This window comes from Crocinitomicaceae bacterium (assembly GCA_016708105.1).
GTDB lineage: Bacteria > Bacteroidota > Bacteroidia > Flavobacteriales_D > Crocinitomicaceae > JADJGJ01.
On the sequence record JADJGJ010000002.1, the window covers coordinates 33,737 to 51,898 of the forward strand.

The window sequence follows — 18,162 nt, forward strand, 5'->3', positions numbered from 1 at the left end:
AATTGATTAAAAAAGTTTGGATGAACAGAATTAAAATTGAATCGTAGAGGCTTTAAAAATGGCTTATCTTCCCATACCCACCGCAGTATAAACCGGACCGGTGCCAAGTTTTAAGATTGATTGAATCAAGGTGAAGTAGATAGTCTCTGCCTCGTCTGCAGTTTTCCATGGATAGCAACGTGCGTATGGCGTATCAAAGCCTTGAGCGCTGATTTCAAAAAGTGCGTAGAGTGATGAGAAATAATTGGCTTTTGATTCTTCTTCTTCACTGAGGTTGTCTTTTAATTTACGATAGAAAACGAGTTGCGCACGGGTTTCTTTTCCTGATGAAATTATTTTATTCATATTCTCATCTGAATCTTCAAATGCATCAGCCGGAGCATTGATATAGTTTGAAACTAGCAAATAGATAGGTTCATCATGCGTGATGTACATGGTATCAGTGCTGTATTGCATTCTCCAACCTTCAGGTAATGATGTTTGCAGTTTAAGTAATAGACTGTCTGATTTGGGGCGTGTGGTTGTTGCTGAAATCAAGATCAACGTAAATCCAACAAATAGCAGACTATATAAAGCAGTTTTCATAAAAGATGTTTTTATAAATGTACAAATTTTATTGTGGACAAGAATTTTTTTCGTTTTAAGTGAATGATCTATATGCCATCAATAGCTGGCATTGATATAAAATACCGGTTTCATTGAAATGCTTTCTTTTTTCAAATACAAAGGTTACCTTTAATAAACATTGACATATACATGTAAAAGCGTGTTGTATGACAGATCAGGAAATCATATCAGAAATCAGGCTCGGCAAACGGGAGGCAGCAATTAAAGTGCTGTATAAAGAATTTCCCAAAATCAAAGCCAACATTTGTTCAAGTGGAGGTGATGCTGAAATTGCCCGTGAAATTTTTCATGATAGTTTGGTTTTGCTGATTGAAAAAGTGGGTAAACAAGAATTTGAACTCACATCAAAATTGTCAACTTACCTGTTTGGTATCAACCGGTTTTTATGGAAAAATGAAGCGCGCCGCCGAAACAAAAATCCTGAATTAGAATGGAAAGACACCCTCATTTTATCTGCTGAAGATATTGGATATAGTGAAGAGAAAGAAGAAAAAATAAAATTGCTTGAAAAAGTGTTGACACAAATTACAGATAAATGCAGAAAGATTTTTGAACTATTTTATTTTAAAAAAGAAGACATGAATACCATTGCACGTGAATTAGATTTTACCAGCGTGAACTCTGCAAAAACACAGAAGTATAAATGCATGGAACGAGCTATTGAATTAGCAAGACAAATGACAGGAAAAGAACTTCAAACAACGGCAGTAAAATGAGAGCAGATTTAAGTACCATGGAAAATATTGATCGCTATTTGCAGGGACAAATGAGCGGATCAGAATTGCAGCAATTTGAATCTGCAATGCAGCATGACGCGGCACTCAGTCGTATGGTCACTGACCAAAAACTCTTTGTTGAAACAGTGAATCGTCGTGCGTTGCTGGCTGAAATTAATATGGTGGCCGGAGGTGGCGGCGGTGCTTGGTATACCAAACCATATTTTACTGTTGGTGGTGCTATTGTTGGCGCCGGCATTTTAACGGCGGTGCTTTATGCCTCTCTGTCAAATAACGAATCAGATACCAATTTAATCACTGATCAAAATTCTGTACAAACCACACAGCTTACACCCGAAGAGGAAGAGCTTATCAGTAAAGATGAGGCATATTTCTATTCTGATTCTATGGCTTCACTTGAAGCTGATGATATTCAAGCGCCTGAAAACAACTCATCTCACCGCAGAATGAATGCTGAAAACACTGTTTTTAATTCAGATGATAATGTTGTGTCAACAAGTTTGAATACGATTGAAACTGAGCGTGAAAATTCTTCTAATAAACTTGAAACGGATAATAGCACGGAATTAGAAGAGGGAGAATTTTATGCGCCATCAAAAATCAAACATGCGGCATTTGCAGAAGGTGATCATGCCATGCAGAATTTCATCATTGAAAATATGAGATTCCCGGGAACCGCAAAAGAGAAAAAAATAAGTGGTAATGTGAAGGTTAAATTTTTAGTTTCTGAAGGAGGTGAATGCACCAATATTGAAGCAAATTGTTTTCATCTGACTGATGAGAATGATAAGCCACTTAATATAACCCAAGTACTGTTTAATCAAAAAGTAGCTAACCTGTTTGAACGTGAAGCCGCACGCATCGTGCGCATTATGCCCGCGTGGATGCCGGCAACAGATTCTTTTGGCAACCCGGTAACTGAAGAGGTAGAACTCTATTTCAAATTTTCATTGAAGGAAGGGAATCTAGTCTACAAACCTGAGTTGGGTATAACGAGTGATTCGTTACAGTTGAAGTAATGAAACCTTTATTATGTATAGATGTGAGGAAGCTTTTTAAACTCAATGATTGAAATGAGAATGCAAATTTTTTCTGCTGGTTATACAAAAAATGAAGTATAGGAAATTAATATGTCACCTAGGCAATCTTCAACTTAGCCATTTTAGAACGACCAAAACGTGACTCAGCGTATTCAAGGGTAACACGTAAATCTTTCATGGCCTTATTTGACGGGAATTCAAACATGGCATCATTGAGAATGGCTTCACAAATAGAGCGCAGACCACGTGCACCAAGTTTGTATTCAAGTGCTTTTTGAACAATGAAATCTAATACATCAGAGTCAAATTTCAAATCAATATTATCAATTGCAAAAAGATGTACGTATTGTTTGATGAGTGCATTTTTTGGTTCGGTTAAAATGCGGCGTAAGGCTTTTTCATCTAACGGATCAAGGTATGATACCACCGGCATACGACCAATAAGTTCAGGTATTAAACCAAAATCTTTCAAGTCTGATGGTATGATATATTGTAAAAGATTTTCAGTATCAATGCGCACTTCATCTTTAGAGGCAAAACCAATTATGTTGCGGTTTACTCTGCGGGCAATTATTTTTTCAATACCATCAAATGCTCCTCCGGCAATGAAGAGAATATTAGATGTATTTACTTTAATCATTTTTTGTTCAGGATGCTTGCGTCCGCCTTGCGGTGGTACATTCACTTCACTGCCTTCAAGTAATTTCAATAAGGCTTGCTGCACCCCTTCACCTGACACATCACGTGTGATAGATGGGTTATCTGATTTGCGCGCAATTTTATCTATCTCATCAATGAAAACTATCCCACGTTCTGCCGCCTCCACATTAAAATCTGCGGCTTGTAATAATCTTGACAAAATACTTTCAACATCTTCGCCCACGTAACCGGCTTCAGTAAGCACTGTGGCATCTGCAATACAAAAAGGAACATTGAGTGACTTGGCAATTGTTTTTGCCAATAAAGTTTTACCGGTTCCGGTGCGACCAACCAAAATCACATTAGATTTTTCAATTTCAACATCCCCTTGTTTGGCTTTATATGTTACCCGTTTGTAGTGATTGTAAACAGCAACAGATAAAACACGTTTGGCATCCTCTTGCCCAATGACATATTCATCTAAATGTTCTTTGATTTGCGCAGGTTTCAATAATTTAAAATCTGCTTTTACATCTGATTTTTTTTCATGTCGCATTTGCTCAGACACAATATTATGAGCCTGATCAATACAACTCTCACAGATATGACCGGTAACGCCGGCAATCAGAATGTTGACTTCACTTTTTGGTCGTCCGCAAAACGAACATGAAATGCCTCCGCTTTTTCCCATGATTTTATTTGCTCAATACTTCATCTACCATGCCGTAGTCTTTGGCTTCTTGTGCTATCATCCAATAATCACGATCTGAATCTTTCCAAACCTGATCATAATCTTTGCCTGAATGTTTGGCAATGATTTCATACAATTCAACTTTCAGTTTTTGAATTTCACGCGCGGTAATTTCAATGTCTGATGCTTGTCCTTGCGCACCACCAAGTGGTTGGTGAATCATAACGCGAGAATGTGGAAGGGCTGATCTCTTTCCTTTTGCTCCGGCGCACAATAATACGGCACCCATGGATGCTGCCATACCTGTACAAATAGTTGCCACATCCGGTGAAATGTATTGCATGGTATCATATATACCCAACCCTGCATAAACACCGCCGCCCGGTGAGTTGAGGTAAATTTGAATATCTTTTTTAGGGTCAACTGACTCAAGAAATAATAACTGAGCCGTAATAATATTTGCTACTTGATCATCAATTCCGGTGCCCAGAAAAATGATACGATCCATCATTAAACGTGAGAAAACGTCCATTTGCGCAACGTTTAACTGACGCTCTTCTATGATGTAGGGTGTCATAGATGAGGTGATGTAATGATTGAGTGTTGTACTGCTGATTCCGTGATGTTTTACAGCGTATTTGTTGAATTCTTCTTTGCCAAACATGTTTTGTGGTTCTTTTAGTTTAGGTGATAAAGGTAATAATAAATGAGGGAAATATACCAGACTGACTTTGTATGGTCTGTTTATTAAGTATTCCGGCTTTTTCTGTGTAATTTCATTATGTATGTCAGGTTATAGAACGAATGAGATGGAAAAAAATTTTAATCCCCCTCTTCTCCTTTTTTATCTGAAGCATGCTTGCCCTCAATCACAATCACAAATTCTCCTTTTATTGGATGCGAGGTAAAATGCGCAATTAATTCTGTTGATGTGCCTCTGACAATTTCTTCAAATTTTTTTGATAGTTCACGGCACACGGCAATTTGTCTGGTAGAGGCAAAGAATAGTTTAAATTGTTCCAGGGCTTTAATCAATCGATGAGGCGATTCATATAAAACAACGGTGCGGTTTTCTTCGGCAATTTTTTTTATGCGTGTTTCGCGTCCTTTTTTTTGTGGTAAAAATCCTTCATACACAAATTTTTCACACGGAAAACCTGACGAAACCAATGCGGGCACAAAGGCGGTTGGACCCGGTAAACACTCCACTAAAATTTCATGTTGAATGCATGCGCGAATGAGTAAAAATCCCGGATCAGAAATACCGGGTGTGCCGGCATCTGAAATCAGCGCATAATGTTTACCGTTTTGAATTTCTTCTACTATTCGCTCAACAATTTTGTGCTCATTGTTCAAATGATAAGCAATGAGTTTGTTTGATATTTCATAGCGTTGAAATAATACCGAGCTTGTTCTGGTATCTTCAGCCAAAACCGCATCCGCCTCTTTCAAAATTCGAATTGCTCTGAAGGTCATGTCCTCCAAATTTCCAATTGGCGTTGGAACTACCGTAAGTTTACCCTGTGCTTGATTTGTCATGCCGCAGCTAAGGTAAGCAGATTTATTTCGTCAGGTTACAGTGTGGTAATTGAGAAGAAACTTTTATTTGATATAATCTCTTTTGTTGCGCATCGCTGTTTACGTTTATTCAGCCTCTGACCGCTGCGGCTTGAGTTTCATATTTACATGCCTTATCAATTAAAAATCATTTCATTACATTTATGGTATGACATGGAAAGGACTTTGGGATAAGATTACTTTCATAGGTATTGATGACAGAGATGAATTCAAATACCGTGAAGTGGTATTGATGAATAAACTCATTTTTATTTCAACGATTTTAATGACCGGTATGATTCCGGTTGAAGTTATCATTAATGGGTGGGACTTGGTTTGGCTTGAAGGCGTAATCATTTTGTTATGTCTGTCTGCGCTTTATTTCAATTATAGAAAGATGTTCACCTTTGCCAAGTTCTACTTTTTTATTGTTGCATCTTCTGTTATTTTTATGCTCGGACTTGCCATTGGTAAAGGCTCATCTAACGAACTCTTTTTTATTCCTACATTTATTTTTCCCGCAATGCTTTTTCATGACAGACGAATTATTATAGCGATGTCTGTTGTTGCGTTTACTTTGTTTGTGCTTGAGATCTATCTCCTTGACATTGTTCCGCCGGCCTTTATTGTAAAGGATGAGGTAAAAAATACAATTCGCTATATTTTTATTGGAATTGTGTTCACAATCATCTTTTTTGAAGTATACTATTTTAAAAAAATCAATTACAAATACCAAGGTATACTTGCTGAAAAAAATGCAGAAATTGAACATAAGAAAAAAGAAATTATTGATTCAATTACGTATGCAAAACGTATTCAGGAAGCTATTTTATTACCGCCTGATTTGGTTAAAAATCACCTGTCAGATTCTTTTATTCTATTCAAACCAAAAGATATTGTGGCGGGAGATTTTTATTGGGTAACAGAATTGATGAGTGAAAAAAAATCAGAACAAAAAAAGTCAGAAAAAATAATCATTGCCGCTGTTGCTGATTGCACGGGTCACGGTGTGCCCGGAGCCATGGTGAGCGTAGTTTGCCATAACGCACTCAATGCGGCAGTGGGTGAATATCATCTTACAGAACCCGCCGCTATTTTAGATAAAACCAGAGAACTTGTAACTGCACAGTTTTCAAAAAGCAGCACAGATGTAAAAGATGGAATGGATATATCGCTAATCACAATAAAAAACATTGATGAGAAAATTTTTGTTCAATATGCCGGGGCTAATAATCCGCTTTGGTATATTCCAAAAAAATCACGAATATTAGAAGAGATCAAATCGGACAAACAACCGGTTGGAAAATCTGCAGTGAGCAAACCGTTTACATCACATTCACTTACACTTGAAAAAGGTGACCTCATCTACATCTTCTCAGATGGATTTGCAGATCAGTTTGGTGGAGTGCGTGGCAAAAAATATAAATATCAGCCGTTGAAAGAATTGCTTGAGAAAAATCAATCTCTGGCCATGGCGGCACAACAACAAAGCATTGAGATAGAGTTTGAAAACTGGAAAAGAGATCTTGAACAAGTGGATGATGTTTGTATTCTAGGTATTCGCCTCTAATTTATTTGCGGATCAAACTTTTTTAATTCACTTGTTTGTACCATGGCATATTTATTATCTTTAACCAAATAGAAAATTTATGGAAGTAACATACGAGCAACTGAAACCCCTCATTGTAAGTCAAGAATTTGAAGGGCAAATGGTGAAGTTAAAATTTAAAGCGCCAAATCAAGAGCAGCCAATTGAATCAATGGCTTACGTATCATTAAGTCAAGAGGAGATGATGAAGGAGATGAATAAGCAAATAGCAAAATCAATGGCTACCGGCATGGCTGTTAACACGGCCACTGGTCTGTTAGGAAGCGCACTTGGAGGTGTAGGGGGAATGGTAGTGAATGAAGCGGGTTCAATTGCTTCAAGTCAGGCATCATCAGCAGCATTCAATACAGATAAACTCATGAAAGCTGAAATGACAGACGAACGCGTACAAACTGCCATTGTGCAAGCTTTCAATGCGCTAAAACCGTATTATAAATTTGAAAACGGCGTGTGGGAATTTATTCCGCCAAAGGCATCTTGATTCATTAAATCAAAATTCATAACCTCTTTTCTCACGGGTATAGCTACCTTTGCATCTTTTTTATATTCTACTATGAAAATAGCAAAACACAGTGTGGTGACTATGCACTACACATTAAAAAATCAAGAAGGACAAATTCTTGACTCATCAGAAGGGCGTCAACCACTTGTTTATCTTCACGGCGTTGGCGGCTTGATTCCGGGTCTTGAATCTGAACTGAATGAAAAAACTCAGGGAGATAAAGTAAAAGCTATTATTGCCCCTGCTGATGCTTACGGTGAAGTGCGTAACGAATTGTATTACGTAGTTTCAAAAAGCGGTTTTCAAGGTGATGAAGATTTGTTTGAAGGCATGCAAGTACAATTAGATACTGAACAAGGTCCAGCTATTGGTATTGTAGAAAAAATTGCAGGCGAAGAAGTAACACTAAACCTGAATCACCCACTTGCCGGTGTAACACTTTATTTTGATGTTGAGGTAATGGGTGTGCGTGAAGCCAGCCAAGAAGAAATTTCACACGGCCATGTTCATGGTGAAGGTGGGCATCATCATTAATAGTTTTAAAAAAAGTCTTTGGTTGAGGTGATGGCTGTGATAATTATGTAAGTGGTGTCAGAGTCTACCAGTGTTTTCAAATCCCAATTTGTGGTGTGGTGGTGGTGGTAGTGGTGTCGCGATTAATCGCGACACCACAGTTTTCCCTGTAGGCCACCACAGTTTCCTCAATAGGCCACCACAGTTTTCCTCAATAGGAAAGCCACCACAGTTTCCTCAATAGGCCACCACAGTTTCCTCAATAGGACAGACACCACAGTTTTCCCAATAGGAAAGACACCACAGTTTCCTCAATAGGAAAGCCACCACAGTTTCCTCAATAGGACAGACACCACAGTTTCCTCAATAGGAAAGACAACACAGCAACAACACAAAGTTTTGCCACTAAAAATTGTACTGAGATTTTCAACTTCTAAAATTTTTTCAAAAATTGGATAGATATAATTTTTGGCACGGTATTTTCACTTAGCCTATTTGAATTAGACTAATTGATTCATGGATTTTGGGTAAAAGCCGCTCTGAAACGTCAGGGCGGCTTTTTAAATTAGCCCCCATGAAGTATGGCATTACCTGCACTATTGTGTCAGCAGATTTTTCATGCGTGAAATTGGCATTACCATTTTAATCACGAAGAACTAACGATGTCAATCAAATAAATTCCAATTGGTTTAGCACAGTTTTTTAAAAAATACTTAACGTGTAGTGCAAGATGTTGCAACAGAAAATTTCTTTTTTTAATCACCTCATAAACAAGGGTAATTTCTATCAAAAGTCAGTTGACTTCAAATCAAAAATCATTTGCAATTGCCCATAAATACCGAGAAGCAAATGCCGAGGCCAAAAACCTGTTTCACATCATATTTCAATCTTCCAATAAACTATTCACTGCTTGTTTACTGTCATTCTGCACCGTTTGACATGCAGATACCTTTGACACAAATAAACAAATAAACCGAAGCTGTTGTGTGTGAGAGAATCAAGTTTTTTGACAGACAACCAGCCGGGAACTTAAAAACAAAAGCAATGAAAAGTAGAAGTAAATGGCTGATCCCAATTATGGGAATGCTGGTACTCACCGCATGCGGGGGGTCCGAAAACAAAAAAGAAGGAGAACAAAAAGAAGAAGCAGTTGAAGAAAAAATTTATACTGATTCAACAGGAAAAATTAAACTTACCCAGTCAGAGATGGATGAAGCGTCTGAAATCTTTTTCCAAACCTGTGCTGGTTGTCATGGCACTCAGCGGATGGGTGCTACTGGTCCGGCTTTGTTGCCTGGAAACAGAACAAGCCAGTTAGGAACAGAAGGATTGAAAAGTTTTATTACCTATGGTACTCCGGGTGGTATGCCTGATTGGGGAAAACAAGGTATATTATCTGAAGAACAAATTGATTTGCTTGCAAGATTCCTTCAAATTGAGCCGCCGCCAATTCCTGAATTTACTATGGAAGACATGAAGGCAAACTGGAAAGTACACGTGCCGGTTGATCAACGTCCAACTGAACCTCAGCACGAAAGAAACTGGCAAAATTTCTTTGGTGTAATTCTGCGTGATGCCGGTCAGGTTGCAATTATTGATGGTGATACGAAAGAGAAAATTTCTATTATTGAAACTGGCTACGCTGTACACATTCTTAGATCATCTGCTTCAGGAAGATATTTCTACTCTATTGGTCGTGACGGTAAAGTAACCTTGATTGATACTTGGACAGAAGTTCCAACCATGGTAGCTGAAGGCAAGGTGGCGTATGATGCTCGTTCAATTGAAGTATCAAAGTACAAAGGTGAAAAAGGTGATTTCATTGACAAATATGTTGTAGTTGGTGGTTATACCCCTTCACATTATGTTGTGATGGATGCCTTAACTCTTGAGCCTTTAAAAATTGTTTCAACTCAGGGTCCTGCATGTGATGGTGATAAAGAATTTGTTGAAGAAGCGCGTGTTGCTGCAATTGTTGCTTCTCACCATGATCCTATTTGGGTTATCAACGTGAAAGAAACCGGTATGGTTATGTTGGTTGACTATTCTGACTTGAACAACATTGAAAAAAATACTATTACAATTCCTACTGCAAGATTTTTGCATGATGGCGGATGGGATCATACTCAACGCTATTTCCTTGTTGCCGCAAATGCAAGTAATAAAATTGTTTGTATTGATGTAAATGAGAAAAAACTGGCTGCAATAATTGATGTTGGAACTAAGCCTCACCCTGGTCGTGGTGCAAACATTAAAAACAGTAAATACGGCAACATGTGGGTGTCGGGTCATATTGGTGAAAACAGAATTTCTTTTATTGCTACTGATCCAGGTCCAAATCAATTCAAAGAAGTTCATCACATGGAGTTGCCGGGTAGTGGCGGCGGAAACCTTTTTGTGAAGACTCACCCTAAGTCTAAACACCTTTGGGCTGACCGCGCCATGAGTAATGATGAAGGATTACAGAAAGAAATTTTTGTAATTGATGTCAATACGCTTGAGGTTATTAAAACAATCACTATTCCTGATGAATATAAAGGCCGTGCTGTTCACTTTGAATATGATAAGGCGGGTAAAGAAGTATGGGTTTCAGTTTGGGGCGCAATGGATAAACCAGAAGAAAACGCTATTCTGATTTATGATGACAAAACCATGGAATTAAAACAAGCTATCACAGGTGACTGGGTAGTTACTCCAACAGGTAAATTCAACGTATACAACACAACGTATGATGTCTATTAATTAGCACAAAATCCGGGGTGTATTAGCTACACTCCGGATTATTTTTTTTCTTTGAAACATGCCCAATAATCTTACATCCTGAACAAAAAAATTCAATTATATGGGAACTCTAAAAAACATCGTGGCTTCAATGTTTATTTTCATTGGTGCTACAGTATATGGCAACCCTGATTCTATATCAATGGATGCCCTTTACAGCAAACAAGTATTTTATCAATTTGAAAACGGCGTTGTTTTAAATGCAGACAACGAGAACTGGAACATTGCGTTTTCAGTAAAAAATACAGGCGCAGCCGGAAGTGCAATTTTGCTCAATGAAGCTAACTCACGTCTTTGGGCTGTGCCTCATGACACAAGTTTTTGGACAAGTTTTGATACAACCGGATATTCATCCTGGGATGAATTGCTTAACTCTGACACATCATGGACCAATGGTGCTTTCAATACCTACCGAGGCGCTGATGGTATGTTTGATATGGGTTGGGGAATTTTGGATCCATTGAACAATTATTGGACATTTGGTGATTCACTTTATTTGATAAAACTAGGTAGCGGATCATTTAAAAAATTATGGATAGAAAGTTTAAAAACCGGCGTGTGGAAATTCAAATACGCCAATTTGGATGGTTCTGCTGAAACTGAATTAGAAATCACAAAGGCTGATTATCCAAACAGAAATTTTATTTATTGCAGTTTAGAAACCGGTACCATTGTAGATCGTGAACCTGATGCATCAACGTGGGATATCACATTTATTAAACATCGTGATGAAGTGAGTACCGGAGTTTTTACAAGCGTCACAAGCGTTTTCAGCAATGTCGGTTTATGGACATCAAAAAGTCATGAACTGGATTATTCTGCAGCAATCAGCGCATACAATCCTGAACCATATAGTCAAAATGTAATCAACATTGGCAGAGAATGGAAGTATTACAGTGGAGGCGTATGGACAGTTTATGACAGCATTGCATATTATGCTTGGTCATTGGATTCATCCGCATTGTACAGAATTGTTTTCACACATTTTGAAGGTATGTCAACGGGCAAGGTGAAGTTTGAAATTACAAAAATTGGTACGGCAGGCTATGATGTTGTGAGCACTCCAATCAACTTTTCGGTTTATCCAAATCCTGCATCGGCAAGTATAAATATTCTTCTACCTGATGGGGGTGAATATGATTTTTATCTGTACAACCTTGCCGGTGTCTTGGTGCAAAATGGAAAACTGGTTGATCAATTAACAAGATGGGATCTTGAGTTTTTGCCCAACGGAATTTATTTGTTGAAACTTGAAAATAACGTTGGCTCAGCAACCATAAAAATACTAGTTGATAATTAAGCCATGCGCTTACTCTTGTGCATATTGACTTTTTTTTCTTGCTCTTTCCTCTTTGAATTTAATTCATCAGGTCAGCAAACCAATATGCGCATTTTTGTTTCATCTGAAGACAAACAACCCATACCGGGCGCTAGAGTTTTATTGATAAACCCAATCTTGCAGGATACTACCAGAACACTAACAGATATAAACGGATCAGCTGGAGTTGACATAAGGGTTGATTCGCTTTTTTGTTGCATCACTGCATATGCTTTTGCTGATACATGTTTCTGGTTAAATGATCTTGACTCAATGCTTGTTACGCTCTATTATCTTGATCAAGAATTGTCAACCGTGGTAGTCAGTGCTCAATATGAACCGGGTGCCAAAACTAATTCAATGCACTCAATAGCCGTGGTAAGTCATGAGCAATTACAATCACAATCATTGCTTAACGCACAAGATGTTTTAAATAGTCAGGTTAATTTTCAAACTAATAATGGACACACCAATGAAACTGCTCTTACAATAAATGGTTTATCAGGCGCACATGTGAAAATCATGTTAGATGGTGTACCACTAGAGGGAAGGATTAACGGAAATATTGACTTGTCTCAAATTAACCTGGCAGATGTTGAACGAGTTGAAATAATTGAAGGTCCGGTTTCTGTTGTGTATGGCTCAAATGCATTGGGTGGTATTGTAAATATCATTAGCCGCAAATCAACGTCAAAACCAGTAGAGGGATTTGCGCAAGGGTATTACGAATCTGCCGGAAAATATAATTTCAACGGAGGCTTATCTGTCAGTAAAAAAAATTCTGTCTATCGGGTTTCATTGGGTAGAAATTTTTTTGATGGGTATGCTGAAAATGATTCTCTGAGAAGTTTTTTGTGGCAACCGCGTGAACAATACTTTGCTAGATTTACTTACAGGCAAAGGCTGAATAATTTTAATTTGTCTTTTTCAGCTGATGGTTTTCATGAATTGATGGTAAGCAAAGGAGACCTCAGACCTCCATATTATACAACAGCAATTGATACCTATTACAAAACCAACCGAATTGCAACAAGTGTGCTCTTCAATGGAAAACCAACAAGCAATACTTGGTTGGATATTACGTTGGGGCATTCGTATTTTAACCGCTGCCGGAATATTTATTTCAAAGATTTAACCACATTGGATAAATGGCTAACTGATGGTGAAAGTGATCAGGATACCACGACACATCAAACGTATATGATGCGATCATTCTTCAGTCACCGGTTGAAAAATGAAAAACTATCATGGCTGGCGGGCACTGAGTGGGTGTACAACACCATTCATTCTGTCAGAATTTTGAACCGAATTCAATGGTCGGCTGATTTTGCAATTTTTGCTAGTTTGAAATATTCTCCTTTCAAAACTTTTACTTTGCAACCCGGTGTTAGATACTCATACAATGCATGCTACAAAACTCCGGTTTTACCTTCGTTAATAGCAAAAATTTCGTTTAAAAAGTTTTCAATTACTGCAAGTTATGCAAGAGGATTCAGAACGCCAGATTTGAAAGAGAGGTTTCTAGAATTTCATTACAATTCAAGCATAAATATTTATGGTAACAATGAATTGGTGCCTGAAAATTCACATCACTTCTTGCTTGAACTGTCACAAAAATTCAGTCAAAAAAGTGCCAACCAAAAAATCAGACTTACTTTATTTCACAACACAGTGATGGATATTATTGATGTGGTTCAGTTGAATGCAGATGAGTGGAAATATGACAACGCGGGTTTGTTTGTTGCTCGCGGTAGCACCATAAATTTTTCAGGTAACGTGCAGTCCTTTTTGTTTGACGCTGGATATACTTTGCTGGCATCTAGATTTGGAAATGCCTATACTGAAGGACACTACGCGCCTTTTGCATTATCACAAAATTGCCTGATAACGCTTGGATATGAAATCAAAAAAATGCAATTTGCTGCACATGTTTCATGGAAGTATACGGGTCGTGTTTCCAGTAATTATTATGATGAGAATATGCAAATTCAGCAATCATTTATTGGCGATTACCAACTATTGAATTTAACATTGACGAAAAAATTCTTGGGTCAAAAAATTCTGGTAAGTGCCGGATGTAAAAACATCACCAATACCACAACAGCTGATGTGAAAGGCAGCGTTTTTGGTTATTCGGTTTCTGAAGAGTCAGGCAATGTTGCAGTGATGTGGGGAAGATCATATTTTGTTTCAATATTGTTGAAATTATGAAAGCACCAGTTCCAGTGATTATACTATGTTATCTTTTTTTACATGCCTGTATGAAAGAAGATAAACCTATTCCTTCACCACAACCGGGCAATATAGAATCAGTGATGATTGAAATTGGATATCCGTATTTAAATCAGGTATATTTTAGTTGTGAGAATAATGAAATTGTTTCTACTAATACAAAGTTTGATTGGGACCTAGGTTTTGAGTGTGGACCCAATGGGTTCCATATTATTGTGAATACTGCCAGAGGAACTTTGGTTGCAAATGCCGGCGAACTTGCTTTTGAAGATGTACAGTCTTCAGCCGGACTTGAATGGACGTGGGACCGCTCTTCAGGTGATATGGATTCAACCGCATTTGGTGAATGGCTCAATAGTGGTGGTGATTCACGCAAAGAAATTTTTATTGTTGACAGGCAATCAGATAGTGAAGGGAATAATTTGCCGATGAAAAAAATTAGGATTGATTCAGTAAGCCAATCGAGTTATTATATCACGTATGCAAATCTTGACAACAGTCAACTATTTTCAAAAGAGATTCCAAAAGATAATAGCAGAAATTTTATTTCATTCTCTTTTGATAATGAAGGTGAAGTCAAAACAATTGAACCCCCTTCAACCGATTGGGATTTGTGTTTTACTAATTACCAACATTATTTTTCAAACCTTCCGCTTCCCTTTGTAATTACGGGTGTCTTGTCTAATAGAAAATCCGGCATTGTGTGCGCTGACATTCCGTTTAATGGGTTTGAGCAAGCTGTGTTAGCAGACACTGCACTGTATGTATTTACAAATCGGGCTGATGAAATTGGGTATGATTGGAAAATTAGAAACGACCTGGATAATTCATACACCATTGACGAAAACAAATTTTTTATGCTCAAAAACCAGCAAGGAGTTTTTTACAAAATCAGGTTTACTGATTTTTATGATCAGCAAGGGAATAAAGGGTACCCAACTTTCTTGATTCAAAAAATGTGAATATTCACAGGCTGCTATATTATTCTCCCGGCTGCATGCGCATAAAAGATTTCTGTCATATAGCCTCATGACAAATTCACGTATAATTTTAATTGACCCGAAATAATTTTGTTTTTGTGGATCAGTTGAATAAAATATTTTCTGTAGAAAAAACGAAAGCAGGTGTAGTGCTGAACATCGCTAATCGTGAAGGTGAAATAATTTCATTACCTGTAGGCAATCAAATTGAACGGTTTTTGCCCGGACAATTTATTTTTCATGAACAAAATACTGCAGACGGTTTGTATTTTATTTTAGAAGGATATGTAAAAGTTTTTAAAAACGACACATACAAAGATCAGATAGTACGCTTGTCTAAATCTGGTGACATTTTGGGGCATCGGGGAATTGGTAAGAAAAAATTTCCGGTTTCGGCAATGGCGTTAACTGAAACTACTGTAGTTTTTATTGAGATGAAATCTTTCTTTGATTTGCTTTATAGTCAAGCGGCATTTGCGGTGTCACTGCTCTCATGGTTTGCTGAAGAGTTAGATTTTGAAGAGAATAAACTCCGTGATTTTTCAAATTATTCGGTGTTTGAAAAAGGCAAAAAGGCTTTGTTACTGGTTGCCCATTATTTTGGTTTGGATGAGCATAATCACATTCGTCACATTGATAAATTGACTAGAAAAGACCTTGGAGATTTGGTAGGCTTAACGGCAAATCAAATATCAAAAGTGCTTAAAGGATTATCAATTGACAACATTATTCATTTAGAAGACGGAAAAGTGAAGGTGTTGAAAGCGGATAAATTGCAGCTATGATTTATTTCTTTAATACGGTTGGTATTTTAAAATAATCTGAGTCATGTACCGCCGCATTTTTCAAGGCTTCTTGTTGTGTTATAGTAACAACATCTGCATCTTCACGCAAAACATTTTCAGTTTCAGTCATGAAAATTAGCGGTTCAACTCCACCGGTTTCAACTTGTGATAGTTGATCAACAAAGGCAATTATTTTGGTCAGATCTTGTTTGATGCGATCTTTCTGTGTGCCGTTAAATTCCAAGCGGGCAAGGTGTGCAAGATGATCAATGAGGGTGTCTGTTATTTCCATTGTCAATGATTTTTATATGCCTGCCGGTTATACTTGAGCAGGGGAGTGTTGATTGTTTCAAATGTACGATGACGCAAATTTACTAAATCTTTTTTGGTCATTCCTTTGGTATCTATTTCATCATGTATAATTACACGTGCAAAACCCGGACGTGCTAACCCTGTCAACACGGGGTCAGTATAAAATAGTTTCCAATTATCTATAATGGTAATGGGTAAAATAGGCACTTGGGCATCAATGGCTAATTTGAATGAGCCACTTTTGAAATGATCAAGTTTTGGCGCATCAACCGGAATTTTACCTTCAGGAAAAATGACTATTGACCAGCCTTTATTCAGTTCTTGACGCGCACGCAAAATTGATTTCATGGCTGAAAATCTTTTCTCACGATTTACTGCAATATCTACTTTTCTGAAGAATATACTTAAGATAGGCCAACGCAGTAATTCTGATTTGCCCATAAAAAGAAAACGAGTGTGCGGCAAAATACGGTACATTAAAATGATATCAAGATAAGAACTGTGATTAGGACAGATGACGTACGGCCCCTTTAGTTTTGGTTTGGTAAGCCGCCGGATATAAATAAAATCTAAAAATAAAATAATGGCTGATACAAGGGTTTTAAGTTTGAACACACGTCCATTATTTTTTTCATTCAATAATAAAATCCAGAAGACAGGATAAAATAATGTGAGCACCACAAAAAATACCGTGGCAAAATAAATTCTGTACGCAACGATAAATGGGGTTAGCAGTATTCTCATCAGGTCAAAATTAACGAAAAAACACGCGCTCTAACTTTCATGGCTCATGTTTGCTTAATTTTGGTGCCAACAAGAAAATCATTATGGCACGTATTTTAACAGGCGTACAAAGCACCGGAGTTCCGCACCTGGGCAATATTCTAGGCGCAATTAAGCCGGCAATTGCCATGTCACAGAATGCCGGCAGTGAGTCGTTTTTATTCATTGCAGATTTGCATTCTCTTACTCAAATTAAGTCAGCTGACACCTTGCGTGAAAACACCTATGCAACGGCTGCGGCGTGGTTAGCATGTGGCTTAGAAACCAATAAAACTATTTTTTACAGACAAAGTGATGTGCCTGAAACGGCTGAGCTTGCTTGGTATTTATGCTGTTTCTTTCCGTTTACACGGTTAGAGCTGGCGCATTCATTCAAAGATAAAGCTGATCGTTTGCAAGATGTGAATGGTGGTTTGTTTACCTACCCCATGTTAATGGCGGCCGATATTTTATTGTATGATGCAGAATTTGTACCGGTTGGTAAAGATCAGTTGCAACATCTGGAAATGACCCGTGATGTGGCTGCAAGATTTAATCATGTAATGGGTGAAACATTTGTATTACCTAAAGAGCAGCTTCAATCTGAAACTATGCTGATTCCGGGCACTGACGGTGAAAAAATGTCTAAGTCAAAGGGCAACATCCTTGATATATTTTTACCAGAAAAGGAATTGAAAAAACAAGTGAATTCAATTGTGACTGATAGTCTTGAATTGGCTGATCCAAAAAACCCAGATACATGCAACGCGTTTAAAATTTACAGTCTTTTTGCAAGTAAGGATGAGGTTGAACAAATGCGTAAAAATTACTCTGCCGGCGGCTGGGGTTATGGCCATACTAAAAAAGCCATCTTGGATAAAATTCTGAATGATTTTGCTGATGAGCGAAAAAAGTTTGAGTACTACATGAATCACCGCAGCGAACTTGATCAGGTATTGGCGTCTGGTGCTAACAAAGCAAGAAATGTTGCAAAACAAGTGCTGAATCGCGTGAGAGAAAAGTTAGGTTATTTGCCTAATCATGCATAATGAAACAATATTTTTGAGAGAATTTTTG

General features: G+C 37.7%; 17 protein-coding genes. 11 read left to right on the forward strand and 6 right to left on the reverse strand.

The features are described from left to right. Positions 1-63: 63 nt before the first annotated feature. The gene (locus tag IPH66_11490; protein MBK7129970.1) at positions 64-585 is read right to left on the reverse strand and encodes a hypothetical protein; all 522 of its coding nucleotides are present in this window, start codon (positions 583-585) and stop codon (positions 64-66) included. Positions 586-773: 188 nt separating this feature from the next. Here IPH66_11490 and IPH66_11495 point away from each other — a divergent pair, with 188 nt between their 5' ends. Together IPH66_11495 and IPH66_11500 are read left to right on the forward strand one after the other, a co-directional pair. Beyond that, a complete protein-coding gene (locus IPH66_11495) occupies positions 774-1,343 on the forward strand; it encodes a sigma-70 family RNA polymerase sigma factor (protein MBK7129971.1) in 570 nt (189 codons plus the stop codon). After that, entirely contained in the window at positions 1,340-2,383 is a 1,044-nt protein-coding gene (locus IPH66_11500) for a hypothetical protein (protein ID MBK7129972.1), read from the forward strand. Before IPH66_11495 ends, IPH66_11500 begins: the two co-directional genes overlap by 4 nt. Positions 2,384-2,501: 118 nt before the next feature. On the opposite strand, the gene clpX is transcribed toward IPH66_11500, so the two are convergent. The 3 genes from clpX to rsmI form a co-directional block, all read right to left on the reverse strand. Continuing rightward, positions 2,502-3,734, reverse strand: coding sequence for an ATP-dependent Clp protease ATP-binding subunit ClpX (gene clpX / locus IPH66_11505; GenBank protein ID MBK7129973.1), 1,233 nt, complete (start codon positions 3,732-3,734; stop codon positions 2,502-2,504). A gap of 4 nt (positions 3,735-3,738) precedes the next feature. Further along, the gene (clpP, locus tag IPH66_11510) at positions 3,739-4,398 is read right to left on the reverse strand and encodes an ATP-dependent Clp endopeptidase proteolytic subunit ClpP (protein ID MBK7129974.1); all 660 of its coding nucleotides are present in this window, start codon (positions 4,396-4,398) and stop codon (positions 3,739-3,741) included. Between the two features lie 158 nt (positions 4,399-4,556). Further along, the gene (gene rsmI, locus IPH66_11515; GenBank protein MBK7129975.1) at positions 4,557-5,273 is read right to left on the reverse strand and encodes a 16S rRNA (cytidine(1402)-2'-O)-methyltransferase; all 717 of its coding nucleotides are present in this window, start codon (positions 5,271-5,273) and stop codon (positions 4,557-4,559) included. A gap of 187 nt (positions 5,274-5,460) precedes the next feature. Between rsmI and IPH66_11520 the strand changes: the two genes are divergently transcribed. The 8 genes from IPH66_11520 (at position 5,461) to IPH66_11555 (ending at position 16,011) form a co-directional block, all read left to right on the forward strand. After that, complete coding sequence (locus tag IPH66_11520) at positions 5,461-6,861, forward strand: SpoIIE family protein phosphatase (GenBank protein MBK7129976.1); 1,401 nt, start codon at positions 5,461-5,463, stop codon at positions 6,859-6,861. A gap of 79 nt (positions 6,862-6,940) precedes the next feature. Then, complete coding sequence (locus tag IPH66_11525; protein ID MBK7129977.1) at positions 6,941-7,381, forward strand: hypothetical protein; 441 nt, start codon at positions 6,941-6,943, stop codon at positions 7,379-7,381. A gap of 72 nt (positions 7,382-7,453) precedes the next feature. Continuing rightward, a complete protein-coding gene (locus IPH66_11530) occupies positions 7,454-7,936 on the forward strand; it encodes a peptidylprolyl isomerase (protein MBK7129978.1) in 483 nt (160 codons plus the stop codon). A 1,023-nt stretch (positions 7,937-8,959) separates the two neighbouring features. After that, the gene (locus IPH66_11535; GenBank protein ID MBK7129979.1) at positions 8,960-10,657 is read left to right on the forward strand and encodes a c-type cytochrome; all 1,698 of its coding nucleotides are present in this window, start codon (positions 8,960-8,962) and stop codon (positions 10,655-10,657) included. 100 nt (positions 10,658-10,757) lie between these two features. Continuing rightward, positions 10,758-11,996: a T9SS type A sorting domain-containing protein gene (locus tag IPH66_11540; protein MBK7129980.1), complete on the forward strand. Its 1,239-nt coding sequence runs from the start codon at positions 10,758-10,760 to the stop codon at positions 11,994-11,996. 84 nt (positions 11,997-12,080) lie between these two features. Continuing rightward, a complete protein-coding gene (locus IPH66_11545) occupies positions 12,081-14,225 on the forward strand; it encodes a TonB-dependent receptor (protein ID MBK7129981.1) in 2,145 nt (714 codons plus the stop codon). Next, positions 14,222-15,208 carry an HmuY family protein gene (locus IPH66_11550; GenBank protein ID MBK7129982.1) on the forward strand — a complete coding sequence of 329 codons (987 nt, stop codon included), beginning with the start codon at positions 14,222-14,224 and terminating at the stop codon, positions 15,206-15,208. Before IPH66_11545 ends, IPH66_11550 begins: the two co-directional genes overlap by 4 nt. 116 nt (positions 15,209-15,324) lie before the next feature. After that, positions 15,325-16,011 carry a Crp/Fnr family transcriptional regulator gene (locus IPH66_11555; GenBank protein ID MBK7129983.1) on the forward strand — a complete coding sequence of 229 codons (687 nt, stop codon included), beginning with the start codon at positions 15,325-15,327 and terminating at the stop codon, positions 16,009-16,011. 1 nt (position 16,012) lies between these two features. Here IPH66_11555 and gatC read toward each other — a convergent pair whose 3' ends face one another. Next, complete coding sequence (gatC, locus tag IPH66_11560; GenBank protein MBK7129984.1) at positions 16,013-16,303, reverse strand: Asp-tRNA(Asn)/Glu-tRNA(Gln) amidotransferase subunit GatC; 291 nt, start codon at positions 16,301-16,303, stop codon at positions 16,013-16,015. A gap of 2 nt (positions 16,304-16,305) precedes the next feature. Next, positions 16,306-17,067, reverse strand: coding sequence for a 1-acyl-sn-glycerol-3-phosphate acyltransferase (locus IPH66_11565; protein MBK7129985.1), 762 nt, complete (start codon positions 17,065-17,067; stop codon positions 16,306-16,308). Between the two features lie 83 nt (positions 17,068-17,150). Between IPH66_11565 and trpS the strand changes: the two genes are divergently transcribed. Continuing rightward, complete coding sequence (gene trpS / locus IPH66_11570) at positions 17,151-18,134, forward strand: tryptophan--tRNA ligase (protein MBK7129986.1); 984 nt, start codon at positions 17,151-17,153, stop codon at positions 18,132-18,134. The last annotated feature ends 28 nt before the right edge of the window (positions 18,135-18,162 follow it).